The organism is Halobacillus seohaensis, assembly GCF_042663045.1.
Taxonomy (GTDB): Bacteria; Bacillota; Bacilli; order Bacillales; family Halobacillaceae; genus Halobacillus_A; species Halobacillus_A seohaensis.
Map to the genome: position 1 here is coordinate 197,578 of NZ_JBHSZV010000004.1, position 25,002 is coordinate 222,579.

At 37.4% G+C, this 25,002-nt stretch carries 32 protein-coding genes; 2 read left to right on the forward strand and 30 right to left on the reverse strand.

Annotation, left to right across the window (positions count from 1 at the left end):
- Positions 1 to 320 precede the first annotated feature (320 nt).
- Positions 321 to 914 (reverse strand): SMC-Scp complex subunit ScpB, encoded by a 594-nt coding sequence (scpB, locus tag ACFQIC_RS01275; protein ID WP_204706499.1) that lies wholly within the window; start codon positions 912 to 914, stop codon positions 321 to 323.
- Positions 911 to 1,657, reverse strand: a complete 747-nt coding sequence (locus ACFQIC_RS01280; RefSeq protein ID WP_204706502.1) for a segregation/condensation protein A — start codon at positions 1,655 to 1,657, stop codon at positions 911 to 913. The genes scpB and ACFQIC_RS01280 overlap by 4 nt, the downstream gene beginning before the upstream one ends.
- 435 nt (positions 1,658 to 2,092) lie before the next feature.
- Here ACFQIC_RS01280 and ACFQIC_RS01285 point away from each other — a divergent pair, with 435 nt between their 5' ends.
- Positions 2,093 to 2,560, forward strand: coding sequence for a DUF309 domain-containing protein (locus tag ACFQIC_RS01285; RefSeq protein ID WP_204706504.1), 468 nt, complete (start codon positions 2,093 to 2,095; stop codon positions 2,558 to 2,560).
- A 409-nt stretch (positions 2,561 to 2,969) separates the two neighbouring features.
- Here ACFQIC_RS01285 and ACFQIC_RS01290 read toward each other — a convergent pair whose 3' ends face one another.
- The 24 genes from ACFQIC_RS01290 to ACFQIC_RS01405 form a co-directional block, all read right to left on the reverse strand.
- Positions 2,970 to 3,335, reverse strand: a complete 366-nt coding sequence (locus ACFQIC_RS01290) for a GNAT family N-acetyltransferase (protein ID WP_204706506.1) — start codon at positions 3,333 to 3,335, stop codon at positions 2,970 to 2,972.
- A gap of 66 nt (positions 3,336 to 3,401) precedes the next feature.
- Positions 3,402 to 3,539 (reverse strand): hypothetical protein, encoded by a 138-nt coding sequence (locus tag ACFQIC_RS01295; RefSeq protein WP_390216898.1) that lies wholly within the window; start codon positions 3,537 to 3,539, stop codon positions 3,402 to 3,404.
- A 20-nt stretch (positions 3,540 to 3,559) separates the two neighbouring features.
- Positions 3,560 to 4,015, reverse strand: coding sequence for a site-2 protease family protein (locus tag ACFQIC_RS01300; protein ID WP_390216899.1), 456 nt, complete (start codon positions 4,013 to 4,015; stop codon positions 3,560 to 3,562).
- Between the two features lie 29 nt (positions 4,016 to 4,044).
- A complete protein-coding gene (locus tag ACFQIC_RS01305) occupies positions 4,045 to 4,479 on the reverse strand; it encodes a peptidylprolyl isomerase (RefSeq protein ID WP_204706510.1) in 435 nt (144 codons plus the stop codon).
- Between the two features lie 14 nt (positions 4,480 to 4,493).
- Entirely contained in the window at positions 4,494 to 5,789 is a 1,296-nt protein-coding gene (lysA, locus tag ACFQIC_RS01310; RefSeq protein WP_204706512.1) for a diaminopimelate decarboxylase, read from the reverse strand.
- A 112-nt stretch (positions 5,790 to 5,901) separates the two neighbouring features.
- Positions 5,902 to 7,371 carry a spore germination protein gene (locus tag ACFQIC_RS01315; protein WP_204706515.1) on the reverse strand — a complete coding sequence of 490 codons (1,470 nt, stop codon included), beginning with the start codon at positions 7,369 to 7,371 and terminating at the stop codon, positions 5,902 to 5,904.
- 26 nt (positions 7,372 to 7,397) lie between these two features.
- Complete coding sequence (spoVAE, locus tag ACFQIC_RS01320) at positions 7,398 to 7,748, reverse strand: stage V sporulation protein AE (RefSeq protein WP_204706517.1); 351 nt, start codon at positions 7,746 to 7,748, stop codon at positions 7,398 to 7,400.
- Complete coding sequence (gene spoVAD, locus ACFQIC_RS01325) at positions 7,748 to 8,761, reverse strand: stage V sporulation protein AD (RefSeq protein ID WP_204706519.1); 1,014 nt, start codon at positions 8,759 to 8,761, stop codon at positions 7,748 to 7,750. Before spoVAD ends, spoVAE begins: the two co-directional genes overlap by 1 nt.
- A 13-nt stretch (positions 8,762 to 8,774) precedes the next feature.
- Positions 8,775 to 9,227, reverse strand: coding sequence for a stage V sporulation protein AC (gene spoVAC / locus ACFQIC_RS01330; protein WP_204706521.1), 453 nt, complete (start codon positions 9,225 to 9,227; stop codon positions 8,775 to 8,777).
- A gap of 13 nt (positions 9,228 to 9,240) precedes the next feature.
- Entirely contained in the window at positions 9,241 to 9,651 is a 411-nt protein-coding gene (locus ACFQIC_RS01335) for a stage V sporulation protein AB (RefSeq protein ID WP_204706523.1), read from the reverse strand.
- Complete coding sequence (locus ACFQIC_RS01340; RefSeq protein WP_204706526.1) at positions 9,638 to 10,255, reverse strand: stage V sporulation protein AA; 618 nt, start codon at positions 10,253 to 10,255, stop codon at positions 9,638 to 9,640. The genes ACFQIC_RS01335 and ACFQIC_RS01340 overlap by 14 nt, the downstream gene beginning before the upstream one ends.
- Positions 10,256 to 10,346: 91 nt before the next feature.
- A complete protein-coding gene (gene sigF, locus ACFQIC_RS01345) occupies positions 10,347 to 11,102 on the reverse strand; it encodes an RNA polymerase sporulation sigma factor SigF (RefSeq protein ID WP_204706528.1) in 756 nt (251 codons plus the stop codon).
- A 4-nt stretch (positions 11,103 to 11,106) separates the two neighbouring features.
- On the reverse strand, positions 11,107 to 11,550 hold the full coding sequence (gene spoIIAB / locus ACFQIC_RS01350) for an anti-sigma F factor (RefSeq protein ID WP_204706530.1): 444 nt from the start codon (positions 11,548 to 11,550) through the stop codon (positions 11,107 to 11,109).
- Positions 11,547 to 11,900, reverse strand: coding sequence for an anti-sigma F factor antagonist (gene spoIIAA, locus ACFQIC_RS01355; protein WP_204706532.1), 354 nt, complete (start codon positions 11,898 to 11,900; stop codon positions 11,547 to 11,549). Before spoIIAA ends, spoIIAB begins: the two co-directional genes overlap by 4 nt.
- A 91-nt stretch (positions 11,901 to 11,991) precedes the next feature.
- Positions 11,992 to 13,164: a D-alanyl-D-alanine carboxypeptidase family protein gene (locus ACFQIC_RS01360; RefSeq protein WP_204706535.1), complete on the reverse strand. Its 1,173-nt coding sequence runs from the start codon at positions 13,162 to 13,164 to the stop codon at positions 11,992 to 11,994.
- 387 nt (positions 13,165 to 13,551) lie between these two features.
- Positions 13,552 to 14,853: a pyrimidine-nucleoside phosphorylase gene (locus ACFQIC_RS01365; protein ID WP_204706537.1), complete on the reverse strand. Its 1,302-nt coding sequence runs from the start codon at positions 14,851 to 14,853 to the stop codon at positions 13,552 to 13,554.
- 22 nt (positions 14,854 to 14,875) lie between these two features.
- Positions 14,876 to 15,694 (reverse strand): purine-nucleoside phosphorylase, encoded by an 819-nt coding sequence (locus ACFQIC_RS01370; RefSeq protein ID WP_204706539.1) that lies wholly within the window; start codon positions 15,692 to 15,694, stop codon positions 14,876 to 14,878.
- A 13-nt stretch (positions 15,695 to 15,707) separates the two neighbouring features.
- Complete coding sequence (gene deoB / locus ACFQIC_RS01375; protein WP_204706541.1) at positions 15,708 to 16,886, reverse strand: phosphopentomutase; 1,179 nt, start codon at positions 16,884 to 16,886, stop codon at positions 15,708 to 15,710.
- Positions 16,887 to 16,983: 97 nt separating this feature from the next.
- Positions 16,984 to 17,871, reverse strand: coding sequence for a site-specific tyrosine recombinase XerD (xerD, locus tag ACFQIC_RS01380; RefSeq protein WP_204706543.1), 888 nt, complete (start codon positions 17,869 to 17,871; stop codon positions 16,984 to 16,986).
- A 5-nt stretch (positions 17,872 to 17,876) separates the two neighbouring features.
- Positions 17,877 to 18,095 (reverse strand): DUF4227 family protein, encoded by a 219-nt coding sequence (locus ACFQIC_RS01385; protein ID WP_204706545.1) that lies wholly within the window; start codon positions 18,093 to 18,095, stop codon positions 17,877 to 17,879.
- Between the two features lie 186 nt (positions 18,096 to 18,281).
- The gene (gene fur / locus ACFQIC_RS01390) at positions 18,282 to 18,743 is read right to left on the reverse strand and encodes a ferric iron uptake transcriptional regulator (protein ID WP_204706547.1); all 462 of its coding nucleotides are present in this window, start codon (positions 18,741 to 18,743) and stop codon (positions 18,282 to 18,284) included.
- A 112-nt stretch (positions 18,744 to 18,855) separates the two neighbouring features.
- The gene (gene spoIIM, locus ACFQIC_RS01395) at positions 18,856 to 19,494 is read right to left on the reverse strand and encodes a stage II sporulation protein M (protein ID WP_204706549.1); all 639 of its coding nucleotides are present in this window, start codon (positions 19,492 to 19,494) and stop codon (positions 18,856 to 18,858) included.
- A 69-nt stretch (positions 19,495 to 19,563) separates the two neighbouring features.
- On the reverse strand, positions 19,564 to 20,736 hold the full coding sequence (locus tag ACFQIC_RS01400) for an endonuclease Q family protein (RefSeq protein ID WP_204706551.1): 1,173 nt from the start codon (positions 20,734 to 20,736) through the stop codon (positions 19,564 to 19,566).
- A complete protein-coding gene (locus ACFQIC_RS01405) occupies positions 20,733 to 21,278 on the reverse strand; it encodes an NUDIX hydrolase (RefSeq protein ID WP_204706553.1) in 546 nt (181 codons plus the stop codon). The genes ACFQIC_RS01400 and ACFQIC_RS01405 overlap by 4 nt, the downstream gene beginning before the upstream one ends.
- An 89-nt stretch (positions 21,279 to 21,367) precedes the next feature.
- Here ACFQIC_RS01405 and ACFQIC_RS01410 point away from each other — a divergent pair, with 89 nt between their 5' ends.
- On the forward strand, positions 21,368 to 22,288 hold the full coding sequence (locus tag ACFQIC_RS01410; protein ID WP_204706555.1) for an aldo/keto reductase: 921 nt from the start codon (positions 21,368 to 21,370) through the stop codon (positions 22,286 to 22,288).
- A 33-nt stretch (positions 22,289 to 22,321) separates the two neighbouring features.
- Here the strand turns inward: ACFQIC_RS01410 and ACFQIC_RS01415 are convergent, their stop codons facing one another.
- The 4 genes from ACFQIC_RS01415 to ACFQIC_RS01430 all read right to left on the reverse strand — a co-directional run bounded on the left by ACFQIC_RS01415 (position 22,322) and on the right by ACFQIC_RS01430 (position 24,719).
- Positions 22,322 to 22,546 carry a YqkE family protein gene (locus ACFQIC_RS01415; RefSeq protein WP_204706557.1) on the reverse strand — a complete coding sequence of 75 codons (225 nt, stop codon included), beginning with the start codon at positions 22,544 to 22,546 and terminating at the stop codon, positions 22,322 to 22,324.
- Positions 22,543 to 22,878: an iron-sulfur cluster biosynthesis family protein gene (locus ACFQIC_RS01420; protein ID WP_204706559.1), complete on the reverse strand. Its 336-nt coding sequence runs from the start codon at positions 22,876 to 22,878 to the stop codon at positions 22,543 to 22,545. The genes ACFQIC_RS01415 and ACFQIC_RS01420 overlap by 4 nt, the downstream gene beginning before the upstream one ends.
- 76 nt (positions 22,879 to 22,954) lie before the next feature.
- Positions 22,955 to 23,752, reverse strand: coding sequence for an SDR family NAD(P)-dependent oxidoreductase (locus tag ACFQIC_RS01425; protein WP_204706561.1), 798 nt, complete (start codon positions 23,750 to 23,752; stop codon positions 22,955 to 22,957).
- Positions 23,753 to 23,756: 4 nt separating this feature from the next.
- On the reverse strand, positions 23,757 to 24,719 hold the full coding sequence (locus ACFQIC_RS01430; protein ID WP_204706563.1) for an MBL fold metallo-hydrolase: 963 nt from the start codon (positions 24,717 to 24,719) through the stop codon (positions 23,757 to 23,759).
- Between the last annotated feature and the right edge of the window lie 283 nt (positions 24,720 to 25,002).

The following is a 25,002-nucleotide window of genomic DNA, read 5'->3' on the forward strand; positions in this document are numbered from 1 at the left end:
AAAAAGACTGCGAATTGAATTCGCAGCCAAAGATATTATACAAGGCATTAATTATCATCTTTTTTCGATAAAATCAAATGTAGATAAAAGTCCAAAAGACCCTCTTTCTTGGATGGCATTCTCAAAAACAAGTAAAAGTTCTTCTTTAACAAAGCGTGATTTTTGATTCTTAGACTCTAATTATTTTATTACATAAACGAGAGCGAACACTTAGTTTATCCTCATAATCAATCGTTGAACTACAAACGGACACTTTCTCGGCATTACAACACTCATAAACTATTAAAAAACTTCAATGGTTAATTTAACAACCGTGTGTTCTAATCTTCAGATTTATAATCATCCGTATCAAATTTCTCAAAAAACAAATCTGCTTCTTCCTCTACGCTCTCATGCTCACTTAATTCTTGCAAAACGGGAAGCTCATCAATAGAAGATAAACCAAAATATGTTAGGAATTCTGTAGTTGTACCAAATAATACCGGGCGACCCACAGCTTCTTTTCTTCCCCTTTCCTCAATCATCCCTCTAGTCACCAAGGTTTGAACGGACCTATCACTTTTCACACCTCGAAGATCATCTATTTCAATTCGTGTGATCGGCTGACGGTAAGCAATGATTGCCAAGACTTCCAGTGCAGCCTGAGAAAGTCTTGTAGATGCTTTAGTATTTAGCAAGTCTTCATAATATCCAGCATGCTCAGGTTTAGTGGTCAAATGAAGAGTCCCGCTGGAATCCATTATTTTAATACCCCTATTTAAGCTATTGTAATCTTCAAATAGGTGTTGAAGAAGTTCTTCTAGCTCTTTTCGTGTGCACTCTAGGATCTGAGAAAGTTTACTTTTGGTTATTCCTTCTTCTCCTGAAACAAATAATAGACCCTCAATCAGTGCTATCTTCTGATTTGTATTCATCCTTTATCCTCCATTTTAAAAACAATTAATTCATCAAAGTGATTGGGCTGAACACAAACAACGTCATTATTTTTCATTAGTTCTAGGAGTGCAATAAATGTGACTACAATGTGAGGTCTAGACCTTTCTTCAAATAAATCATTAAAAGATGTTCCGTTATTACTGACTTCCATTTTTTTTAATATACCATCCATTCTCATTTGGATAGACACTTCATCTCGCTTAACCTTAGTTTCATTCGCTGTCTTTTGTTTCGTTTTTTTTAACATTTGTTGAACAGCTGCTACAATATCGAACACCGACACTTCTCCAGGGTCTAAAGGCTTGTGCTCTTCGTCCTTCTCCTGTAGTGCCATTTGAGGTCGAGTATAAATACGATTCTCTTCCACTTCTTTATTCTTCAAATCTTCTGCCGCTTTTTTAAATTTTTTATATTCAACTAGCCGATTCACTAACTCCTCACGAGGATCCTCTTCCTCATCTTCCACAAACTCATCTTCAAGTTTTGAAGCAGGGAGAAGCATTTGACTCTTTATCGCAAGTAAGCTAGCAGCCATCACCAAATATTCGCTAGCAACATTTAGCTCCAATTCTTTCATCGCATGGATGTAATTCATATATTGTTCGGTAATTGTAGATACTGGAATATCATAGATATCAATTTCATAACGGTTAATCAAATGCAGTAATAGATCCAGTGGACCTTCAAACCCGTCCAGTTTTACTTGGTATCGATTCGTCATAGTATTTCTTCCTTTTTTAATGGCTATGTTAAACTAATGTTGATATTTGCCCCATAAACAAATGTTCTATATAAGAGAGGTTATGTTATAGGTAGTTCCTGTCGAATATAAGGCCTTCTGTGTATAGCCTTCTTTCACGGCATAAGTGGATGGAATCTGGGAGATCCCTGCAGAAAACGAGTTGGCGCAGACCCCGCAGTGAGGAATGAACGCGGAGACTCGCCGGTTCGTTCGTGGAAAGCGAACAGGTCCCCATCCAATCAACCATACCAAAGGTCAACAGTAAGGTTAACATAGCCTTTAATACAAATTAAGTACTAAATAATAGTACCAGAAAATTCGACAAGCGTTAATATTATCTTCAAAATCCTCTCCTCTTACAACTTGTGGGAAATCCCCCATTACAAGTAGAATAGGTAGAAAGGAGTTGATTTCATGTATCCTCAACATTACATTGAGTTCTTAGCCCATTTCCATGGCACAAGGGATTACTTTGAGTGCCATGAAGTACTTGAACACCATTGGAAAGAAACAGAACCCGGCTACAGAGATTCTGTATGGGTTTTGCTTATTCAATTTGCTGTTAGTCTATATCATTTACGAAGAGGTAACCGTAAAGGAGCCTCAATTTTAATAAATAAAACAATTCAAAAGTTATCAAAAAATAAGGAGAATTTGTTAGAGTTAGGCATCGATTATCATCGATTCGAAAACTTAGTAATTTCTACAAAAACAGGTATCGATTCGGGAGATTTATATAAAAGCGAAAACATCCCGGTTAATGATACGAACCTCTTAAAAGAAGTGAAACAGTTATGTAAGGAGTGGGGCGTTTCTTACGGGGATAGCAGTAATTTATTGAAAAAAGATATAATAGATAAACATAAAAGAAGAAGAGTGTAAACATTAAAAGGAGGCCACCATTTAGTAAGATGTCTTAGACAACCCTTTCATTATCACCATTCGCTTTCATTTCATGCGTCAGGTGTATGGGGGGATCAAGTCTGCCACGAAGTCCAACGTCGAGCTCGTAAAACATTTGAACGATGGAAAACAGAAATCTCTCCTTTGAACGTCCCACACCTTACGTTCTTATCATTAATCCCCAACATCTGTATAATAAATATGTTGGGGGACCAGGAATGATGACCACCACATTCATTATAGAGCCTCTAATTCTAATCTCTCTTTCTTACAATTTAATATGTTTTCGATTGCAAATTCAAATAAAAAAGCAGTTCAGTTAAGGAGTACAATTTGCGGTTTTGTATTCCAAACTGAACTACTTATTCATTTAGGCGCTTCTTTTTAATTATACCTGTGAAGAAGAACTTTCCATGTCGCATTTATCTACAAATGCTTCTGTTGCATGATCTGCACACACTTCATAATCTTTTTCATATTGCTCACGAACATTTTTAATCATTTTTTTACCAATTCCTAGATTCCGATGCGATGGATTAACGGAGACGTGTTGAATAACAGCTACGTCCCCCTCAATTCGCACCCCAATCGTACCTAAAATATCTTCTTCCTTCCATAAATAAAGATGCCAATCTTTATTTCTTCCATACTCTTGCATGGTTTCCTGAAGTTTTCGAACCTCTTTGCATTCAGGCATAAAAGAAAGAAGACCCATTGCTATTTTTTCAAATGATTTTTTAAATCGTATTAACATAATAACCCCTCGTAATGCTCTCTAATTTTTATAACTTAAACCATCTCAAACATCTATACGGTGTGATTACATTACAATACCAAACCAATAGTATACGCCCCACGATAAACTAAACAATAGTAAGAACGTAAACAGAATCCAGTTCTTCTTTTTCAATAGATTGCCTCCACTACTTTGTGATCTTACCTCGGCAATAAATAGCATACTGGATTTCCCCTAAAGATTCAACCAGCTGAACGAAACATGGTTTGAAGAACACGATACCCATCAGATTTCCTTCTACCTAAACGAAAAGGAACTAGGTTTATTACAGCTAAATAGAGATTAAACATGATTAATAGATCAATGAACGGCTCATTTACAAACGAGCGAGTGGTCATTATTAGGAAAGATGCAAATAATCCATTGGCTAACGGGCCACCTAAGCTGATGAGAATTTTTTGTAATGGACTAAATCCTGAATTTTTTTCGTTTGAAGAATAGCCTCCAAAAAAATACAAAGCATGTATAATTATGTGTAATTTGTGTAGTTTTATACGTATTATAGGAGGTCCAAGTCCAATAGTCAATACAGATCGTTTAGATCCCGAAAAAAGTCCTATACCAGTATGGCCCATTTCATGGATTGTCAAACCAATCGGGGCCACAATGAACAATAATGTGATGATAAATTCAATCATTAATTACAAGATAATACAGAACAACATTTTCACTTGTCTTCTACTCTCACACGTTGCATAACATCTCCAGGACGGACACGATCAACGATCTCTACGTTCTCCGTTACTTTACCAAATACCGTATGACGATTGTCTAAGTGAGGTTGAGGCGAATGGCAAACAAAAAATTGACTTCCTCCTGTATCTTTTCCGGCATGGGCCATAGATAGTGTACCGCGCTCATGTTTATGAGGGTTCCCTTCTGTTTCACAATTAATAGTATACCCTGGACCACCTGTACCATTGCCGTTAGGATCACCGCCCTGAATAACGAAATCAGAAATAACTCGATGAAACGTTAACCCATCGTAAAATTCACTATTCGCAAGTTTTTCAAAGTTTGCTACTGTATTTGGAGCTTCTTCATCATATAGTTCAATTATAAATTTTTCACCATTCTCAAATGTAATCGTTGCTTTTTTCATTTCTTCTCCTCCTATTATGGGTTATAAGATAAGTCCAGTCTTGTAATTTCCTTGTAACTTTCTCGACGAACAACTAGTTGATGCTTTCCGTTTTCAACAAAAACAACAGCTGATTTCCCAAAACGATTATAGTTATTAGCCATTGCATACCCGTAAGCACCTGTACTAAATACAGCCATTAAATCATTTGGTTCTATTTTAGGAAGCATTACATCCCATAATAGCATATCTCCTGACTCACAGCACTTACCAGCAATAGAATATTCATTTATCTCTGGTTCGTGCATTTTGTTCGCTAAAACAGCATCATACTTAGCTTGGTAAAGAGCTGGCCTAATGTTATCAGTCATGCCCCCATCTACAGAAGCATAGGTTCTAACACCTGGAATCTCTTTAATTGACCCCATTTGATAAAGCGTTATTCCTGCATCACCAACAATAGCTCTACCAGGCTCAATCCAAATTTCAGGTAGTGGATAGGATAATTCTTCGGACTGGTGTTTTACTTCATCTATTAAAGCTAGAGCATACTGATCAAGATCTAATGGGTCATCCTCTTCGGTATACTGGATACCAAATCCTCCGCCCAAATTTAACACTTCAGCAATGAAAGAAAAACGCTCTCGCCAATCCTTCATCGTTTCGAACAGCTTACTTGTCGCCAATGTGAAACCACTTGTCTCAAAGATTTGTGAGCCAATATGGCAGTGAAGCCCTTTCACATGGGTGCGCTCATTAGAATGGAGTAATTGAAAAGCTTTTTCTGCTTGTCCACTCGATAAGTCAAAACCGAATTTGGAATCCTCTTGACCTGTTAAAATATAGTCGTGTGTATGAGCTTCGATACCTGGAGTAACCCTTAATAGAACATCCATCGAGGAATCCTTTTCAGCAAGTAAATCCGTTAGTAAAGCAATTTCATAAAAATTATCAACAACAATACACCCTATATTATTCTCAACAGCCATCTCTAACTCAGTAAGACTTTTGTTATTACCATGCATATGGATTTTCTCAACAGGAAATTCAGCCTGCAAAGCAGTATGCAATTCGCCTTCAGAAACAACATCCAAGCTAAGCCCTTCCTCTTTAGCAACTTGTAACATAGCAATAGACGAAAAAGCCTTACTCGCATAGGCAACCTGAGCAGGAACACCATGCTCCTTAAATGTTCGGACAAATGCTCGAGCGTTGTGTCTAATCCGTTCTACATCATATACATAAACGGGAGTCCCATAAGCATCAGCAATTTCATGGGCCGGGATCCCTCCAATTAAAAGTCGTCCTTGATCGTTGACCTCACGATTCATGTTGTTCCGCCTTTCTAGAGAAATCAATATAAAGAAAATGCTCCTTATAATAAAAGGAACATTTTCAAATTAACTTTAATTTATCACAACATTTACTTAACGGCAATCATCTTTACCTCTGCCTTCGATTATTTTGAGGGTGAACAATACTAGGTCTTACTTTCTCTATAGGCACTGACATTCTTAATAGGATATACAGAAGCGCTTTACCGTTAAATGGTAATAAAGGCCACATATAAGGTGTATTTAAAGATTTAGTACGCGTCAGCAACAGAATATACAGTGTACTTCCTACAACAAATCCATTTAGACCAAATAAAGCAGCTAATATTATTAACATCAACCTGCTCATTTTATTTGCTATCGAAAGTTCATAACTTGGCGTACAATAAGATCCTATTGCACTTATCGCAACATATAAAATAACTTCAGGTACAAACATTCCTACATCTATTGCAATTTGTCCAATAAGGACAGCCGCAATTAAACCCATGGCTGTTGCTAGAGGTGTTGGTGTATGAATCGCAGCAATACGCAACATTTCTAATCCTAGATCAGCTAGTAGTATTTGAACGATGATAGGGATATTACTTTCTTCATTTGGGCCAATAAAATCGAGCGTTTCAGGCAATAAATCCGGCTGAACGACAAACAGCATCCATAATGGCAGTAAAAATACAGATGCAAACACTCCGAAGAATCTTATCCACCTTACAAAAGTTCCAACAGCCGGAGATTGACGATACTCCTCTGCATGTTGCAAGTGATGAAAATAAGTAGTCGGCGTTATAATCATGCTTGGAGATGTATCGACCATAACTAGGACGTGTCCTTCTAGTAAATGGGCAGCAGCAATATCTGGACGTTCTGTGTATCTTACAAGCGGAAACGGATTAGCACCTTGCTTCACCAGAAACTCTTCCACTGCTTTATCAGCCATCGTCAAACCATCTATATCAATCTTTTTAAGCTCTTCTTTTAATACATCAACAAGCCCTGGATCTGCAATACCCTTTATATAGGAAATACATATATCTGTCTTAGAACGTTCTCCTATTTGCAACAACTCATGACGAAGTCGCTCATCTCTAATCCTACGACGGGTTAGCGCAGTATTCTCAATAATATTTTCTGTATAACCATCACGAGAACCTCGTATGACTTTTTCAGTATCAGGCTCATCTGGTGATCTCCCAGGGTAAGCACGGACATCAACAATTAATGCTTCCGCTTCTCCCTCAATAAATATAACAATTAGACCAGATAGCATTTGCGTAATACATTTCTCTATCTTATCTTCTACATCTACTTGTTGATGCGCAAGGTTATTATATATGTGTTCAAAGGCAGATTTTTTCTCCCTTGTTCCTTCATTATTGAGTTCGAATAACTGCCTCAATATATTAACAATAACTGCTGATTCACATAATCCTGTAACATAGTATATATTTACTTCGCGATCTAAAATATTTAACTTACGAAAACCTACATCGAAGGATTCTCCCTCTCCAATTCTTTCGTTCATGATCGAACGATTCTGCTCTAATTTCATAACAATCGGCGTATCTTTTTCAGTTGGCATCCAAGTCAATCCCTTCTAACAGAAAATTAGCCTTTTGGTTTAAAAACGATTGCAACAAGAAACCCGAATAGTATGGCAGAAGAAATTCCGGCTGAAGTTAATTCAAAGATCCCGGTAGCTACTCCGATCAACCCATGTTTATCAGCCTGTTCCATGGCTCCATGTAAAAGCGAGTGACCAAAGCTAGTGATAGGCACGGTCGCCCCTGCTCCGGCAAAATCAATTAGATTGTCATATAAATCAAATGCATCCAGAATAGCCCCAGCTACTACAAAGGAAGACATAACATGTGCAGGAGTCAATTTAGCAAAATCAAGTAAAAATTGACCAATTACACAAATCCCACCACCGACAAGAAATGCCCATAAAAAAGTCATCAAACCCCCTCCTCTTTTGAAAATACTACAGCATGAGCAATTCCAGGAATTGATTCTTTTTGCTGAAGCATCATAGGATTCATTAAAGCACCTGTAGCAACAACTAATATTCGTTTATAAATCCCCTGTTTTAAATCATTCATTAACTTCCCATACGTAACTACTGCTGAGCAAGCACATCCACTTCCTCCACTGAAAACTGGTTGTTCACTATAATAAATAAGTAATCCACAATCTTTATGAACTTCTGAAATATTATATCCATCGTCTTTTAACATATCTCTAACAATAGGAGTTCCTACTGCTGATAAATCCCCTGTCACGATAATGTCATAATCTGAAGGAACTCTCCCCATATCTTCAAGATGAGTTTTTATCGTATCCCTTGCTGCTGGAGCCATAGCCGATCCCATATCGAAGGGGTCCGTTATCCCATAATCCACAACCTTCCCTATCGTTGCTGATTCAATTCTAACGGCTGCGGGCTTTGTCGAAAGTAAGGCTGCTCCGCTTCCTGTCACTGTGAAAGTCGCTGATTTAGGTTTTTGTCCACCATATTCTGTTGGATACCTAAATTGACGCTCAGCTGTTGCATTATGTGAACTAACTGCAGCTATTGCTTGTTTTGCAAAACCACCCTCGATTAAGGCTGCTCCTGTTGCAAGTGTCTCCATAGAAGTAGAACATGCGCCAAACATTCCAAGGAGTGGAATCCCTAGTTGTCTAGCTACATAGTTTCCTGTAACATTCTGATTTAATAAATCACCAGCTAGGAATAAATCAATTTCACGTTGGTCCATTCCTCCTTTTTGCAAGCAGAAATCAACAGCATCTACCATTAACCTGCGCTCAGCTAATTCCCAGTTATCCTCATCACAATGCAATTTACTATATATTTTGTCGAATGTATCTTTTAAGGGTCCTTGACCTTCCAACGGTCCCACAACAGTCCCTGTAGACTGTATATAGATCGGTTTAGTAAAATTCCATGTTTGTATTCCTGTTTTTGCCATAAAATATCCCCCCTTAAAATAAAGACTGCCATGTATATCGAATGATCCCAAGAACGTATGCCGCAACGACTCCAAATACAAGTACTGACCCAGCCAGTTTAAATAAATTGGTAGCTACGCCTAATACAAGGCCTTCGCTTTTATGTTCTAAAGCAGCCGACGTAATTGAATTAGCAAAGCCTGTTACTGGAACAGCCGAACCCGCACCAGCAAATTGTCCAAGTCGATCATATACCCCAAAGCCGGTAGCTAAAGCAGATAGTAAAATAAGTGTTGCTATGGTTGGATCTCCGGCATCCTTCTCACTAAAGTTAAACCAATGTATATACATCTCTGTAATTAGCTGACCTAAAACGCAGATCATTCCTCCAACAATAAAGGCTTTCAGCGCGTTTATTATATATGGTGGTTTGGGTTGATAAGTTTGACTCGTTTTCTTATAATCTTTTGCATCGAAACTAGGCATGATGTACGCTCCTTCACTTCACAAATATAATCCATTGAAATAATGATCCAAAAATCTTTCCTAACGACAGGGCCATCAATAGTGTAAATAAATACCTTTCAATGCCAATCCTTTTAAATAATAATGGAAATACATTTAAAACTTCTGTTAAGGCAGCGGCTAACATTCCGACAAACATCCCATGCAAGAGACCCCAAAATATTAAACCGACGACGGGAATTTTGACGGGAAAATCTCCAAAAGATAGATAAATACCAAAAAACACACCAAAAATTATGGCGAATTCATACCATACAACCCTATTCTCAGAATGACTTAACTGCATTAACCTAGGCACAATTCCTAACACAGTAATAAATGCTACAAACCCAGTTCCGACAGCTATTCCTGAAGCCAGACCAATTATTGCTTCAATGATCCTCATCCGATTGTTCCACCTTATTTTCATGAATCGCAACGTAATGATCTAAATCTTCTTGGTACTTAAAGACTTCAATTTCCATAGGATTAGGTTCTTCATTAAATTTCTTATGAAACCAATGATTGAAAAAAAGAATCATTCCTATGCCTAAACCAATTGAATAAGGAACTTGAATCCATAAAGGGTGTTCCACTTCTTTACCTGTCAGCATAAAATGCAGCTTCTGCTGTACCATCTCCATACTTACATCATAGTGAAAGTTCATAATAGCCATTGCAGCGCCTATAAACAGTAATATCCATATAAAGCTTACGATGAGTAAATGAGGAAATTTCTTTTTTCGTTCTACGTGAACAACACATTGATTAGGTCCTAAGATCTCGATATCACTTTCAGGAAAGCGTTTAATTACTTGATCAATAATGGAAAAGCTATCAATTACGATAATATTTTTATCTTCAGGCTTGATCATATGAATAATCATATTCTCAATCATTTGCCTCTTTCTTACCGCTCCCGTTATTCGTGCAACATCTTTCACACGAATCATTTGCTTAGCAGGGGTGCGAATTGACTGCTTCATGCGTATATATATTGGCGCTGACATTTTCTCGCCTCCCGCAAAAGGTCTCTTTGTTAGTATGTAACATTTTTAAATCATCATACAAAAAGAAAAAACTACGCAGTCGCGTAGTTTTTTAAGAAGTATCATTCATAGATTCTTTCATTTGTTCTAAAATTTTCTTCTCAAGTCTTGACACTTGAACTTGAGATATTCCAATACGTGCAGCTACTTCTGACTGTGTCTGATCTTTAAAATAACGCAAATAGATTATTAATCGTTCTCGTTTTTCTAGCGTATCCATCACATCATGTAAGGTCAGGTGTTCAAACCACCTAGAATCTTCTTCTGCTATTTGATCTACAAGCGTGATAGGATCCCCTTCACTTTCGTAAACCGTTTCATATATAGACTGCGGTAACCTTCCCGCATCCTCTGCTTGAATAACCTCTTCACTAGAAAGATTTAACGCTTTCGCTAGTTCATTAATTGTAGGGGAGCGGCCGTGTTCTTTTAGAAGCTCCTCTTTCTTCACTCTAACTTTATGATAGGTTTCTTTAAGACTGCGACTTACCTTCACGCTGCCATCATCCCTAATAAACCTTTGGATTTCACCAATGATCATAGGAACAGCATAAGTCGAAAACTTCACATCAAAACTTAAGTCAAATTTATCAACAGACTTAAGTAAACCTATGCAGCCAATTTGATACAAGTCATCTGGTTCATACCCTCTTCTTAAATACCTTTGTACAACAGACCAGACAAGTCTCGTGTTTTTTTCAACTAAAAAGTGACGGGCCTCCTGATCACCAGACTGACTTCGTTTAATTAAATCCCGCACGTCCTCATCGGATAGGCGTTCCTCTTTAGTATTCGTCCTCATTTTCATAGCCCTAATTATAAATAACCTTTGTTGTAGTTAACTGCTTAGCAAGTGTAATTGTTGTCCCATCTTCTTTAGACGATTTGATATCGACCTTATCCATAAAGTTCTCCATTATGGTAAAACCCATACCAGAACGTTCCCACTCAGGCTTTGAAGTAAATAAAGGTTCTCTCGCCTCTTCAATATTCTCAATTCCGACGCCATAATCCTTAATAACAATTTCAATATGTTCCTGATCAATCGTACATTCTACAATTACTTTCCCCTCAGGGCTTTCTTCATAGCCGTGAATTATAGAATTTGTAACAGCTTCCGAAACTACAGTTTTAAAATCGGTTAATTCATCCATCGTTGGATTCAGTGGGCTGATAAATGAAGCCACAGCAATTCTAGCTAAGGACTCATTCTGACTAATACTGGAAAATTCAATTTTCATATGGTTTTTCTTCATGACGCCACCCCTAACATTTGCAGGGCAAAATCTTCATTGTCGACAAGCTTTACGATTTTAAACATCCCTGATAGATCAAATAATCGACGAACATCAGGGGAAACAGAGCATATAACCATTTCCCAACCAGCAGCTTGTATTTCTTTATAACGTCCTAGCATAACTCCTAACCCTGAACTGTCCATAAAAGTAAGTTTTTCTAAATTAACAATGACATGCCCTACGTTATTTTGGGCTAGGTGAGTTTGCCATTCCTCACGAAGGTTAGTTGTTTCATGATGATCTAACTCCCCTTCTAAGCGTACAAGTAAAACAGATTCTTTAATGGTAAAATCTACGGAAAGACTCATATATAGTTCCTCCTTATCAATTAGAGTCACTTAGTCTTTTCGCAGAAGAGCACCCTTTTTCCTTCCTAAAAACAAAACTAGTGATCGCTCGCTAAAACTTTTCAAAACCTGTCAAATTTCTAAAAGAACGTTGCCACAACTCAAGAAGATTTGCTTTATTTACAGGTTCTGATGCTTCTAAACGTACTTTTGATATTTCTTCTTTTCCATTGCTGATCGTAACCCAGCCAAGGTGCTCACCTTTCTTAATAGGAAGATCAACACTTTCATTTAATGTAACTGAAGTTTTATATTTTGCTTTTTCTTCATTTTTCTTCTTCAATATCATTACATCTTTTTCAGGTACTAAAGGCAAATCCTTTGGCATTCCCCTTGAATTTTCCATGCTGTGTAGAATTTCATCTTTCGAATATAATTTAACCCCTTCATATTGACCAAATCCAAAATCAAGCAAATTAGTGACAGCTTCGTTACGCTCTTTCGGTTTTTCTGCTCCCATAACTACTGCAATCATATGGAGGTCGCCTTTCTTAGCAGATGCTGTAAGGCAATATTTAGCTTTATTCGTAAATCCCGTTTTCAAACCATCCATTCCCGGATAGTTTTTAATTAATTTGTTCGTATTAACGAGCCAGAACTCATTCTTTTCACCTTTTCTTAAATAGTCATCATAAATACTTGTATAGTCTGTTATGGCTTCATGCATCAATAATTCCCTTGCCATTACAGCCATATCTCTTGCAGTGCTATAATGATTATCATGAGGAAGTCCATTTGGATTTTCAAAATGAGTATGCTTTAATCCCAGATCTTTCACTTTATCATTCATCATCTTTACAAATTCGTCTTCACTCCCCGCAATCCGCTCTGCCATAGCAACACTTGCATCGTTTCCTGAAGCTACAGCAATCCCTTTTAATAGATCCTCCACCGTCATTTCTTCTCCGGCTTCAAGAAATATTTGTGAACCACCCATTGATGCGGCGTGTTCACTAATTCTAACTTTCTCTTCTAGCGAAATATTCTCTTTCTCGAGTTCTTCCATAATGAGAAGTAACGTCATAATTTTAGTCATACTTGCGGGTGGTAACTCTTTGTCAGCTTCCTTATCGTACAACGTCATTCCACTATTCTTTTCCATTAGAATAGCTGATGGTGCGGTTGGTGCAATAGAATCCTTTTTATCTTCAGCTTGAGTATGAGCTGGATGAAACAGCATCGTTATCACACTTATTGCTAGTAACATACTTACAAACCTACGCATAATGATACCTCCTGCTTCTTAAGTGATCCTATTTTCCCCTGTAGACCCGCTTCTATACAACAAATTTGTGAATGGTCTGGGAAAGCAAGCAAATACACTTCTAAAATAGGAGGATCTACGCTAAAAAGAGTTCAATGTTAAAAGTCATGAGTAGTTTGAAAAATTTAATGAATTATGTATTTCTTAACGATTTATTCAGTAATCATTTATGTTGATAGGGAGGGAGTTCTTCCTTTCCCTAGAAATTTGAACTCCTAGTGCAATTTACCGTAAAAGAAAAGCTTGGTATGACAATAAAAATGGAGCATTGAATTACTCTCCAAATCAATGCTCCACCTTTCATATACATTTCCCTCAAAACTGAACTAATTAACTAAAACGAATCGACTACTTTATAACCTTATAAATTAATTTTGGTTTTTCCACTTGAGTAGAAGAAATTTGATATGCTTCTTTCACTTTTTGAACAGAAGAATCTGCATTACTTTCAACACTATGCAAAATTACCAGAGCTTCCCCAGCTTTTACTTGATCTCCTATTTTCTTCTTAAGCGTAATACCAACACCGTGATCAATTTGGTCATCTTTCGTTGCACGTCCCGCCCCTAAATACATGGCAGCAATACCAATAGACTCCGCATCGATTTCTGCAACATAACCATCTTGCTCAGCCGTAACTTCTATTGCATGAGCAGCTTTAGGAAGCAGACTTAAATCATCAATCATCGCTGTATCTCCATGCTGGGATTCAATTAACTTACGGAACGATGCAAAAGCTTTACCATTTTCTAAATTTTGTTCAAGGGCTTGATATGCTTCTTCATAATTAGAGAAAACTTCAGCAAGTACAGTCATATGAGAAGCAATTTCTAAAGATAGTTCCCGTAAGTCCTCAACTTTCTTACCTTGCAAAATTTCTGCAGCTTCCTTAATTTCATTGGCATTCCCTACCTCAAAACCAAGTGGCTGATTCATATCACTTATGACAGCTATGGTATTACGACCTAGGTTATTTCCAATGTTCACCATTTCTTGAGCTAATGCTTCAGAGTCTTCTAAAGTCTTCATGAAAGCACCGCTGCCCGTTTTTACGTCCAAAACAATACTATCTGCCCCTGAAGCCAGTTTTTTACTCATAATTGAACCAGCAATTAGAGGTAAAGAATCAACTGTCCCTGTGACATCACGAAGGGCATAGAGCTTTTTATCTGCAGGAGCTAAGTTCCCAGTTTGCCCTGCAACTGCCAACTTATGCTCATTAACATTTTGAATAAACTGTTCTTTTGTCATCTCAATTTCTAGGCCTTTCACGGACTCAAGTTTGTCTAAAGTTCCACCCGTATGACCTAACCCTCGACCGGACATTTTAGCTACAGGTACTCCTACAGAAGCGACTAATGGTCCTACGATAAAAGTAACTTTATCACCTACGCCACCTGTCGAGTGTTTATCTACCTTATGACCTTTTATTTGTGATAAATCAATGGTTTCTCCTGAATCGACCATCGCCTGAGTAAGTGTGGCTGTTTCTTCTGGAGTCATCCCTTGAAAATAAATTGCCATAGTTAACGCTGAGGCTTGGTAGTCAGGTATATCCCCTTGAGTATAACCTTCGACAAAAAATTCAATTTCTTCTTTTGATAGTTGGCCACCATCTCTTTTTTTTACAATGACGTCATACATTCTCATTCGTGTCACCCCTCCCTTATTTTTAAGCTGGTAAAGTTCGCAATAATTCTTTCACGAATCCTAAGAAATCTTCCCTTACTCTTGAGGTTGTTTCTATTACTTCATCATGAGTTAATGGCTGATCTAATATACCGGCAGCCATATTGGAGATACAAGAAATACCAAGGACCCGAATACCTGCATGGTTCGCAACCGTTACCTCTGGAACCGTAGACATTCCTACCGCGTCTCCACCTAATATTCGTAACATACGTACTTCAGCGGCTGTTTCATAGGCTGGACCTGAGTTGCCGACATAAACTCCCTTTCTAATGGTTAAGCCCAATCGATCAGCACTTTGCTCTGCATGATTAATTAGAGCACGGTCATAAGCTTCGGACATATCTGGAAAACGTGGTCCAAAGTCTTCTTCATTAGGTCCAGTTAACGGGTTATCTCCCATATTGTTAATATGATCAGTAATTAACATTAAGTTTCCAGCTTCAAATGATTCATTTATTCCACCAGCTGCGTTTGTGACGAATAAAGTTTCTACACCAATATCTTTCATAACACGAACAGGAAAAGTAACTTGCTTCATATCATAGCCTTCATAATAATGAAAACGACCTTGCATCGCGATAACTTGACGTCCTTCTAATTGGCCAATCACCAACTGTCCCTTGTGTCCAGACACAGTACTAACAGGGAAATGAGGAACATCTTCGTAACTTATCACTGTTGGATTTTCAATTTCATCAGCTAATATTCCCAGACCTGAGCCTAGAATTAAACCTACTGATGGTTCTACCTTTAATTTCTCTTGAATAAATTTTGCTGCTTCTTTGCTTTTCATTTTCATAAAAGTGATCCCCCTATTGAATGTCCTTCAAGAAACTTTTTCCGTGTTCTGGCATTTTTGCAGAAAAATTCTCAGAGATAGTAGCTCCTATATCCGCAAAAGTTTGTCGTTGCTCTAAAGCCTTTCCTTCAGTGATGCCATTATGACATACTAGAAGCGGTACAATCTCTCTCGTATGATCGGTGCCATGATGAATCGGATCATTTCCATGGTCAGCCGTAATGATTAACAAATCATCTTCCTTTAACTTTTCCACTACTTCCGGAAGTCTTTTGTCATAAGCTTCTAAAGCTTCACCGTATCCTTGTGGGTCGCGACGGTGACCATACTTCGCATCAAAGTCTACAAGATTCAAGAAATTCAAACCCTTGAAGTCTTTATCCATCGATGAAACTAGTTGATCCATGCCATCCATATTATCGGTTGTACGAATAGATTCCGTTACCCCTTCCCCGTCATAAATATCAGAGATTTTACCTAAGGCAATAACGTCTAATCCCTCATCTTCTAAATTGTTCATAACAGTCGTTCCAAAAGGCTTAAGTGCATAATCATGACGATTAGATGTACGTTCGAAAGCACCTGGTTCTCCAATAAATGGACGAGCAATTACACGACCTACCATATATTTTTCATCCCTAGTTAATTCACGTGCAAATTCACAAATCTCTAATAACTCTTTAGGTGGAACGACTTCCTCGTGTGCAGCTATTTGTAGAACTGAATCTGCCGATGTATATACAATTAGATCACCTGTTTTCAAATGATGTTCGCCTAATTCATCAAGAATTTCCGTTCCTGAAGCTGGTTTATTCCCAACAATTCCACGTCCAGTTTTTGACTTTATTTGATCAAGTAATTCATCGGGAAAACCGTCAGGAAACGTTCGAAAAGGTTGTTGAATGTTAAGGCCCATAATTTCCCAGTGACCTGTCATCGTATCTTTACCGTTCGAAGCTTCAACCATCGTAGTATAATGAGCTTTAGGATTCTGAGTAGGTTCAATTCCTTGGATAGAACTAATATTACCCAGTCCTAAATTCCCCATATGAGGCATCTTCAATCCGTTCATATGATCTGCTATGTGCCCTAGAGTATGGGCCCCCTTATCATTGAATTTCTCAGCATCAGGAGCTTCTCCAATACCTACTGAGTCCATAACGATTAAAAATACACGATTAAATGTTTTCATAGTTATTTACCTCCTATATGTTTATTTTCCCATAGCTTAATAAAAATAACCCAGCTTTAAAGTTGTAGGATGTCAGACAACTAAAAAGAAAAAGAGATTACGCTCGTGGATGATACGAGCGATAAACGTCTTTAAGCCGCATTTTTGTTACATGTGTGTATATCTGGGTAGTAGAAATGTCAGCATGGCCTAACATTTCTTGAACGGCTCTTAAATCTGCCCCATTTTCTAGCAAATGGGTTGCAAATGAGTGCCGCAATGTATGAGGGGTAATCGCCTTAGTAATTCCCGCCTCTCGAGCAATCGCTTTCAACACTTTCCAAAATCCTTGCCTTGATAGTGGTGAACCATGATGATTAACAAATAGCTCTTCTGTTTGTTTTCGTTTTACTAGTTTCTCTCGAGGTCCATCTAAGTAAATCTCCAATGACTCTTTTGCCAAATCTCCAAGCGGAATAATTCTTTCTTTAGAGCCTTTTCCCATACAACGAACAAAGCCCATGGTTAAATGTAAATCACTAACTTTTAATGTAATTAATTCTGTGACACGTAAACCAGTAGCATAAAGAATTTCTAGCATAGCTTTATTTCTAATCGCAAGTGGATTCTTCGGTTGCACACTTAATAACTTGTCTACATCATCTGATGATAATACTTTAGGTAGTTTACGTTCCTTCTTCGGTGTCTCAATATGTAGACTTGGATCCTGATTTGTTATCTTTTCTCGGATCATAAATTGATGAAATAAACGAATGGAAGATAATAAGCGAGCAATGGTCGCTGAGGACCTCCCTTTGTCATTTAAGTCATACAAGTGTTTCATTATATGAGAGCGAGAAACCTGATCCCAATCATTCAGCTCTTCACTTGCTTGTAAAAATGTATGATATTGATTTAAGTCTCTCTTATACGATTGGATCGTGTTATTTGACAATCCACGCTCGACCGTTAAATAATGAAAAAAATCTTCCAGAGCAAATTTCATTCTTTCTACTCCCCTAGTTGAAAGAAAATTGTAAGCCGATCAGACCACTCAGAGTCTAACGGATTCATTACCTTAATAGCAGCCCCATCAGGCGGATCATACCGATGACTTCTTTCATGTTGATCATGAATGACACGCAAGGCTACATAAAATAAACTTGTACAAACTGTAAATATAATAAGTACTTTAATTAATTCCTGTAATTGCGAATTTTGTTTAAACATAAGCTCCTCCATAATCTTTATTTATAAAGGATATGTCTAAAAACTACGCAAATATACATGTAATCAACGCACATGTTAAACGTACACGAATTATTTATATTTGTAAATAGAAACATTCGTAATAAAGAAAGCCCCCATGAATGCTAGATTCATAGTGACTTTACAGATTTTTTAGTCGTTTACGTATTAAGAAGAAGTATTTGTTACGGCTGCATTCTGACATACCCTGCAGATTCCGTGGAAGGTTAAGCGGTGATCTTTCACTTCAAATCCCCACTGGCCTTCAATTATTTTTTCTACATCACCTAATAAATCCTCTTCAATTTCCTCAACAGAACCACATTCTATACATACAAGGTGGTGATGAAAATGTTCAGCACCTTCTTTACGAAGATCGTAACGCGATACTCCGTCTCCAAAGTTGATTTTATCAACAACCTTCAGCTCTGATAATAATTCTAATGTACGATAAACTGTTGCCAGACCAATTTCTGGTGCTTTCTCTTTTACGAGGAGGTAAACGTCTTCTGCACTTAAATGGTCTGTTTCATTTTCCAATAGAACCCTTACGGTGGCTTCACGCTGAGGTGTTAGCTTATAACTTTGGGAATGCAATTGTTTTTTTATCCGTTCCAGTCGATGTTCCATCTCGTTTTGTCCCTCCCTCGTAATTCCAATTTAATTATAAGCAGAGAAGGAACGAGTGTCAAATTAAAATAATTACAAATTATTAATGATAATCATTATTAATTGATACTTATTATTTATAAACTAATTTTACAGCCACTTCTAATAGAGGATGGGCAACAAATACTTCTACTAAAGATGCAGCTATTAAAAATACTAGTAAAATTCCAAACAGTGCACTGTATTTAGCAAAGGCTTGCAAAATAGGCTGGTGGACCCTTTTAATAAACAATTGTTTGCATAAAGTTAAAGAAAATAGCAAGGCCAAAGCTCCAGCCAATAAGTATACTGGAATAATTAATAGGTTCTGAGGTGCAATAGAAGCAGAAGATAACAACAAACCATACCAGCCCATTTGATTTACTAGAAAACCAACAGAGAATCCTATCACAAGTCCTTTTATAAATAAAAGCACAGTGATGATCGGCATGCCAACAATTGATATTCCTAATAGAAATAAAAGTAACATATACTTCACATGGTAAAGAATACTCTCTTTTAGCAAAGTTGTTTTATCTAAACTATTCATATCAATCATTTGCTCAAAGAACTGTTTTAAATAAAAAAACAAATCCTCTTTTTGTACAAAATTCATACTATTTACAATGATAGCCCCAAAGACCATCCCCATTATAAAAAGCACAAAAATAAACACAAAAATACTCATGTGATTATTTAAATCTTTTTGAACCATTCGCACACCACGTTGCATGGATTCTCATCCTTTCTCATCAACGATATATAATTAATCTATGACGAGGGAATGAAAAGTAGACCATGTTTACGAGAGGTTTCTGTCAATTCTTCCATAAACCCCTCCGCCTCCAGATTTTATGGACAGTTCTCCTGATCTCATTGCTAGAATAGCTTTTGCTACTGGTTTTGAAATACTAGAAGATAACTCCTCATAAGGTGTGTGGTGAATAATATTCATCTCTGTTTGAAAGGCTTCGATCAACTTCTCATACGTTTTTTTACCTAACCCAGGTAAATAATCTAGTGGAACCTGATAGATATATTCCGGTCGCTCAGGAGGAGTCGAGTCCTCTCCTAATTCACTTATTCGGTCTGATACACCCTTTATAATTTTATGTGACCCACATTCATTACATGAATACTGAGATTTCGAAGCTGGAGTAAAACACTTACTACATACCGTTTGATGGTACTTTCCAAGCTTAGGATTCATACCAAAGTTTCGTAAAATCTTTCTCCCATTTAGTCCTTTAAGAGCTTTTGCAAATTCTTCAAATGTAGCTGCTTCCAAACTAACTTGTTGATATTCTCTCGCTAGCTTAGATGCCGAATGAGCATCTGAATTAGTAACAAAGGGATACTGATGCAATTCTTTAATTTGATCGGCCATACTCGTATCAGAACTTAAGCCTAATTCAATTGCGTCTATATTTTCAGGATTAAATACTTCACGTAAGCTCCGTTTGACTCCTTTACCGTACAAACTCTTAAAAGGAGTAAATACATGGGCAGGAATAAACAATCCTCCTTGATCCTTAACATAAGATTGTAATTCACGTCCTGTTCCATAGAATCGCTGAGAACTTAAGTTTATATTTGTCATTTTTAACGAGAGCCATTTGCTAAAGTCTTTCATTTTCTGAAGGGTCGGTAAGTAACAAAGTACATGGATAGGACCGCTACAAGAGCTATCGTATATCTCTATCTCACTACCAAGCAAGAGCACAGTATCTTCAAATTGTATGCCCCCTTCCGAAAGCTCATAAGCGTTGCCTTTCCGTATTAAGTCCATGAGTTCTTCTTGCACAGCAGGAGCATGTGCATCAATGACTCCAATAATATTAAGTCCTTTTCTCCGGCTCGCCTCTTCTAAAATTTTTGTGAGCGTTAATGCTTTTGAACCTGTGATCTTAACAGGATTACCGTACCAGTCACTTCCTACATGGATATGAAGATCAGTAAAATAGGTCGAACTCACTTTAATCCCCTTAGCTTCAGATAGAGTAATGCATAAGAAGTCTTAGCATCGTGTATACGCTGTTGTTGTTCAAGTTGTTCGCAATCTTTGAGGGATAATTCCATCAACTCAACGAATTCGTCCTCATCACCATCAGGGGATGAATGCATTTTTTGTAAATGATCTGTAAAATAGAGATGGACGAGTTCATCAGCAAATCCTGGTGATGTATAAAATGTGTTGATTAATTGTAAATTATCCGTTGTATAGCCAGTTTCCTCTTCTAACTCACGTTTAGCAGTTGTTTGAGGATCCTCCCCTTCTTCTAGTTTGCCAGCTGGAATCTCTACTAAGCTTTTTTCTAGAGCTTTACGGTATTGTTCAACAAGAACAATATTTCCCTCGTCCGTTAATGCGATAATAGCGACAGCACCTGGATGTTTTATAATCTCTCGTTTAGATGTATTACCATCGGGTAAAGTAACATTGTCTACTTTCAACTGAATAATTTTCCCTTGGAATATTTCTTTAGTATGAGTAGTTATTTCTTCAAACTTATGCATAAGCTTCATCCTCCCTTTCGATCTAAAGTTAGTTTATCATAGAGAAGAAACGTACCCGAGTATGAATTACTTAAAGAAAGGAAGATTTGATGAATAAAAGACAAATTGGTAAGTCAGACCTTCACGTTTCAGAGATCAGTTTAGGATGTATGTCTCTAGGAACTGAAAAAGTCAAAGCCAAATCAATCATTGATCGTGCATTAGATGCAGGTATTAATTATTTAGATACGGCCGATCTTTATGATTTCGGTGAAAACGAACGTATTGTGGGGGAAGCAATTAAAGGAAGAAGAGAGCAATTAATTCTTGGAACAAAGGTCGGAAATAAGTTCACTCCAGGTGAAGAAGGTTGGTCTTGGGACCCGTCAAAATCTCACATTAAAAACGGAGTGAAAGATAGTCTACAACGATTAGGTACTGATTATATCGACCTGTACCAATTACACGGTGGAACCATTGACGATCCCATCGATGAAACAATAGAAGCACTAGATGAACTAAAACAAGAGGGATTAATACGAGAATACGGCATTTCTTCTATTCGTCCAAATGTCATTAAGGAATATGTGAACAAATCTAATATAGCTAGTGTTATGATGCAGTATAGTGCCCTCGACCGTAGACCAGAGGAAGAAATTTTAGATTTACTAAAGAAGAATAATATAAGTGTTTTAGCTAGGGGACCTTTATCTAAGGGAATGCTCTCTTCCAAAGGGGAAGAAAAGGTCAAAGAGAAAGGGGTAGATGGCTTTCTAGACTATAGCTATGAGGAACTACTGACTATTGCGAATAAATGGAAGGATTATGAAAGTTCGGAGCGCACTGCTGAAGCCCTCGCTCTCCAATATATTCTCCATAATTCAACCGTCGCTTCAGCCGTTTTTGGAGCAAGTTCAATAAAGCAACTAGAAGACAACTTAAATTATTTAGAAGCGACCTCACTCACTGAGCGAAAATTCAATGATCTTCAAGCAATGACAAAGCTTATAACCTATGACAAACATCGTTAAAAAAACGCCCACCAGCCAATCTGGTTGGGCGTTTTATTTCTTGTAAGCTTTCCAATTTAAATCACTTTCATTCAAAAGTTCTTCAAAGCTCTTATTAGCTTCGCGTTCTTTCTTTTCTTTTATTCGTTGTTTTCGTTCATTTTCTACACGTTGTTCTTCTTCTTTTCTCAATTCCGTTTTCTTAGAACGAAGTTTTTGAATCATTTCATCATCAAACTGGGCTCCTAAAGAACCAGGTTCAGTTTGTTTCCGACTCATAGTAACACCTCTTTCTTTACACTGACAGTAGGGATTACAGGGTTAAGGATGCCTTCGGGACTAGAGAGACGAAAAGTTCCCTTTATGAAGTCTAGTTTCATTTCTTTTTTAAAAAAGGTTGCTTGTTGATGATCAATGATCACGTGATACTCTTCATTTTCTACTTCTCTATCCGTATCTTTATAAATAAGATTGGTTAAACGAATGGTAGGAAGGCCGTTAACACCGCAACCCATATCTTCTGTGTCATAAAACAGCCTTAATGCCTGATAATTATTAGCTTGAAGCTGTTGTAATTGCTCATGAGCTACAGCAGTAATCGTTAAGTTCAACTTTTTCACTCCTAATCTTAAGACAAACTGAATTTTTGTGCAATTATTGTACATCTTTTAATTTTAAGAGTCAATTCTACTTCTTGTTAAATTGCTTCTCTAAAACTCTTTCCATCAGAGTCGGGGCTATTTGGTACAACCTGCTTCCAGCATTCATCCAAGCAGGTGAATTAATCTCACGGCACTTAGTGAACAAGGATTGAACAATCACATATGCTACCTTATTTGGATGCAACATTAAAGAATCTACTGATTTTTGATAACTTCCTGTTGGATCGGCCTTTTGGAAAAAGTTTGTCCGAACAGGGCCCAAGTTTACAGCAGTAACAAAAATCCCTCGTTTCTCGACTTCCATCCGTAATGCGTTTGTAAAACCAATAACGGCATGTTTAGAGGCTGAATAAACGGCTGACTTTGGTGTAGCCATTTTACCAGCTTGAGATGCAATATTAATTATATGACCATGGTTCTGTTTTATGAAATGGGGTAACAATTGATGAGTTGTACGTATGAGTGACGTTACATTTAAATCTATCATCTGTTCAATATCCTGCCACTCAGCCTCAGCAACGTAGCTAAATATTGCTACACCCGCATTATTAATAACGGCATCTACCGAACCATGATCAAAGTAAATTTGGTCTAGTACACTTTTTGTTTCTACGCCATCTTGAAGGTCAGCTTTATAATAATAACAGGAGACTTGAAAGCTCTCTTCAATCTTATGACTGACAATTTGAAGTTTTCCTACCGAACGTGCAACTAATATAGGTGTCCCCCCTGCTCTGGCCACGTGGATAGCTAAAAACATACCAATTCCACCAGAAGCACCTGTAATTAATATTTTCTTTCCTGCTAATTTTCTATTTACCATATAATCACCTGTTTACATAATATATTTTCTGTTCACCTTGATAAAAACTTTGTATCTGACCAGTATATTCTAAATAATCAAGTTGACCAACCGTTTCAGACATCGTTAATCCAAACTGACTCTCTATATGCTTCGGGAAGAGCTGAGTACACACTTGGTATGTGGTTAATGAACCTGTTTGAAACATAGCCTTAACTTTATCCGCACGTTCCTCTTGTTTCCTTAAACGCCGTACAATTAGGTCTTCTACCTCGAAAAAAATTTCTCCATGACCGGGAAAAACCGTGTTTATTTTATAATCCAGAAGTTTTTCCATGGATTCACGATATTGCAGCAAAGGTCTGGGTCTTGGCTCGCCAGGCGCGTGGGGAGGTTCTAGCAGCGGATTTGATGATATGTGAAACAATAAAAGATCTCCTCCAATAAAAGCCCCGTCTGCTTCTCTATAAAATGACAAATGGCTCTGTGCATGACCTGGTGTTTCCAGCACAAGCCATTCTTCATGTCCAGGTATCATGTCTCCTTCCACTAGTTCTACTTCCAGTTTCCCATCTGAAATCCACTTTAAAGGTTTACGCAGCTCCTTTAACATATAAAAATATTTCTCAGGTACTCCTGACTCAAGGTACATTTCACGGAAAAAAATTTCGTATGCTTCAAAGAAGGCTTCGTCACGTTCAAGCCACGGTTTTAATTTAGGATGCCCAGCTACGGTAGCGTTCGGAAACTTTTCCATAAGGCCCATATGGTCCGGGTGATGGTGTGTAAGTACAATTTGCTGAATATCTTCAGGTTTATAATTCAATCTTTTAAGCTCTTCTTGTAAGGTTACCCAAGCTTGTTCAGTTTTCACTCCAGCATCTATTAATGTAAGTATATCACCCTCTAATAAATATACGTGCACATCTCCTACAGCATAAGGGGTAGGAATCGTTATTTGATAAACCGTATCTCTCAAGGTTTTCATATTAATGCCTCCAATAGTGAATGATCATTCATTTTTATTCTCTTATTGTAGCATGACTCCGTAAAATATCCTATGGCTTACGTTTTATTCCCTATCTCACCCATTCCTTTTTTTCAATTATTCAACATAAATTTATAATCTTTAATTTCAAACAAACTCTTTTCTTTCACAAAAATTCCTCTATTTCGACTTTTTTAAAAATACTTTTAATGGATTGTTCATTTGATTATACTTAAGTGCGCGTTATTTAAATTAAGTGAATTGTATGTAGAAAGGTGATCAT

What these genes read in the sequence shown, in the direction of transcription:
- scpB (WP_204706499.1), bottom strand. Translation starts at nt 914, where the DNA reads ATGAATACAAATCAGAAGATAGCACTGATTGAGGGTCTATTATTTGTT.
- ACFQIC_RS01280 (WP_204706502.1), bottom strand. Translation starts at nt 1,657, where the DNA reads ATGACGAATCGATACCAAGTAAAACTGGACGGGTTTGAAGGTCCACTG.
- ACFQIC_RS01285 (WP_204706504.1), top strand. Translation starts at nt 2,093, where the DNA reads ATGTATCCTCAACATTACATTGAGTTCTTAGCCCATTTCCATGGCACA.
- ACFQIC_RS01290 (WP_204706506.1), bottom strand. Translation starts at nt 3,335, where the DNA reads ATGTTAATACGATTTAAAAAATCATTTGAAAAAATAGCAATGGGTCTT.
- ACFQIC_RS01295 (WP_390216898.1), bottom strand. Translation starts at nt 3,539, where the DNA reads ATGCTATTTATTGCCGAGGTAAGATCACAAAGTAGTGGAGGCAATCTA.
- ACFQIC_RS01300 (WP_390216899.1), bottom strand. Translation starts at nt 4,015, where the DNA reads ATGATTGAATTTATCATCACATTATTGTTCATTGTGGCCCCGATTGGT.
- ACFQIC_RS01305 (WP_204706510.1), bottom strand. Translation starts at nt 4,479, where the DNA reads ATGAAAAAAGCAACGATTACATTTGAGAATGGTGAAAAATTTATAATT.
- lysA (WP_204706512.1), bottom strand. Translation starts at nt 5,789, where the DNA reads ATGAATCGTGAGGTCAACGATCAAGGACGACTTTTAATTGGAGGGATC.
- ACFQIC_RS01315 (WP_204706515.1), bottom strand. Translation starts at nt 7,371, where the DNA reads ATGCCAACTGAAAAAGATACGCCGATTGTTATGAAATTAGAGCAGAAT.
- spoVAE (WP_204706517.1), bottom strand. Translation starts at nt 7,748, where the DNA reads ATGACTTTTTTATGGGCATTTCTTGTCGGTGGTGGGATTTGTGTAATT.
- spoVAD (WP_204706519.1), bottom strand. Translation starts at nt 8,761, where the DNA reads ATGGCAAAAACAGGAATACAAACATGGAATTTTACTAAACCGATCTAT.
- spoVAC (WP_204706521.1), bottom strand. Translation starts at nt 9,227, where the DNA reads ATGCCTAGTTTCGATGCAAAAGATTATAAGAAAACGAGTCAAACTTAT.
- ACFQIC_RS01335 (WP_204706523.1), bottom strand. Translation starts at nt 9,651, where the DNA reads ATGAGGATCATTGAAGCAATAATTGGTCTGGCTTCAGGAATAGCTGTC.
- ACFQIC_RS01340 (WP_204706526.1), bottom strand. Translation starts at nt 10,255, where the DNA reads ATGTCAGCGCCAATATATATACGCATGAAGCAGTCAATTCGCACCCCT.
- sigF (WP_204706528.1), bottom strand. Translation starts at nt 11,102, where the DNA reads ATGAAAATGAGGACGAATACTAAAGAGGAACGCCTATCCGATGAGGAC.
- spoIIAB (WP_204706530.1), bottom strand. Translation starts at nt 11,550, where the DNA reads ATGAAGAAAAACCATATGAAAATTGAATTTTCCAGTATTAGTCAGAAT.
- spoIIAA (WP_204706532.1), bottom strand. Translation starts at nt 11,900, where the DNA reads ATGAGTCTTTCCGTAGATTTTACCATTAAAGAATCTGTTTTACTTGTA.
- ACFQIC_RS01360 (WP_204706535.1), bottom strand. Translation starts at nt 13,164, where the DNA reads ATGCGTAGGTTTGTAAGTATGTTACTAGCAATAAGTGTGATAACGATG.
- ACFQIC_RS01365 (WP_204706537.1), bottom strand. Translation starts at nt 14,853, where the DNA reads ATGAGAATGTATGACGTCATTGTAAAAAAAAGAGATGGTGGCCAACTA.
- ACFQIC_RS01370 (WP_204706539.1), bottom strand. Translation starts at nt 15,694, where the DNA reads ATGAAAATGAAAAGCAAAGAAGCAGCAAAATTTATTCAAGAGAAATTA.
- deoB (WP_204706541.1), bottom strand. Translation starts at nt 16,886, where the DNA reads ATGAAAACATTTAATCGTGTATTTTTAATCGTTATGGACTCAGTAGGT.
- xerD (WP_204706543.1), bottom strand. Translation starts at nt 17,871, where the DNA reads ATGAAATTTGCTCTGGAAGATTTTTTTCATTATTTAACGGTCGAGCGT.
- ACFQIC_RS01385 (WP_204706545.1), bottom strand. Translation starts at nt 18,095, where the DNA reads ATGTTTAAACAAAATTCGCAATTACAGGAATTAATTAAAGTACTTATT.
- fur (WP_204706547.1), bottom strand. Translation starts at nt 18,743, where the DNA reads ATGGAACATCGACTGGAACGGATAAAAAAACAATTGCATTCCCAAAGT.
- spoIIM (WP_204706549.1), bottom strand. Translation starts at nt 19,494, where the DNA reads ATGCAACGTGGTGTGCGAATGGTTCAAAAAGATTTAAATAATCACATG.
- ACFQIC_RS01405 (WP_204706553.1), bottom strand. Translation starts at nt 21,278, where the DNA reads ATGCATAAGTTTGAAGAAATAACTACTCATACTAAAGAAATATTCCAA.
- ACFQIC_RS01410 (WP_204706555.1), top strand. Translation starts at nt 21,368, where the DNA reads ATGAATAAAAGACAAATTGGTAAGTCAGACCTTCACGTTTCAGAGATC.
- ACFQIC_RS01415 (WP_204706557.1), bottom strand. Translation starts at nt 22,546, where the DNA reads ATGAGTCGGAAACAAACTGAACCTGGTTCTTTAGGAGCCCAGTTTGAT.
- ACFQIC_RS01425 (WP_204706561.1), bottom strand. Translation starts at nt 23,752, where the DNA reads ATGGTAAATAGAAAATTAGCAGGAAAGAAAATATTAATTACAGGTGCT.
- ACFQIC_RS01430 (WP_204706563.1), bottom strand. Translation starts at nt 24,719, where the DNA reads ATGAAAACCTTGAGAGATACGGTTTATCAAATAACGATTCCTACCCCT.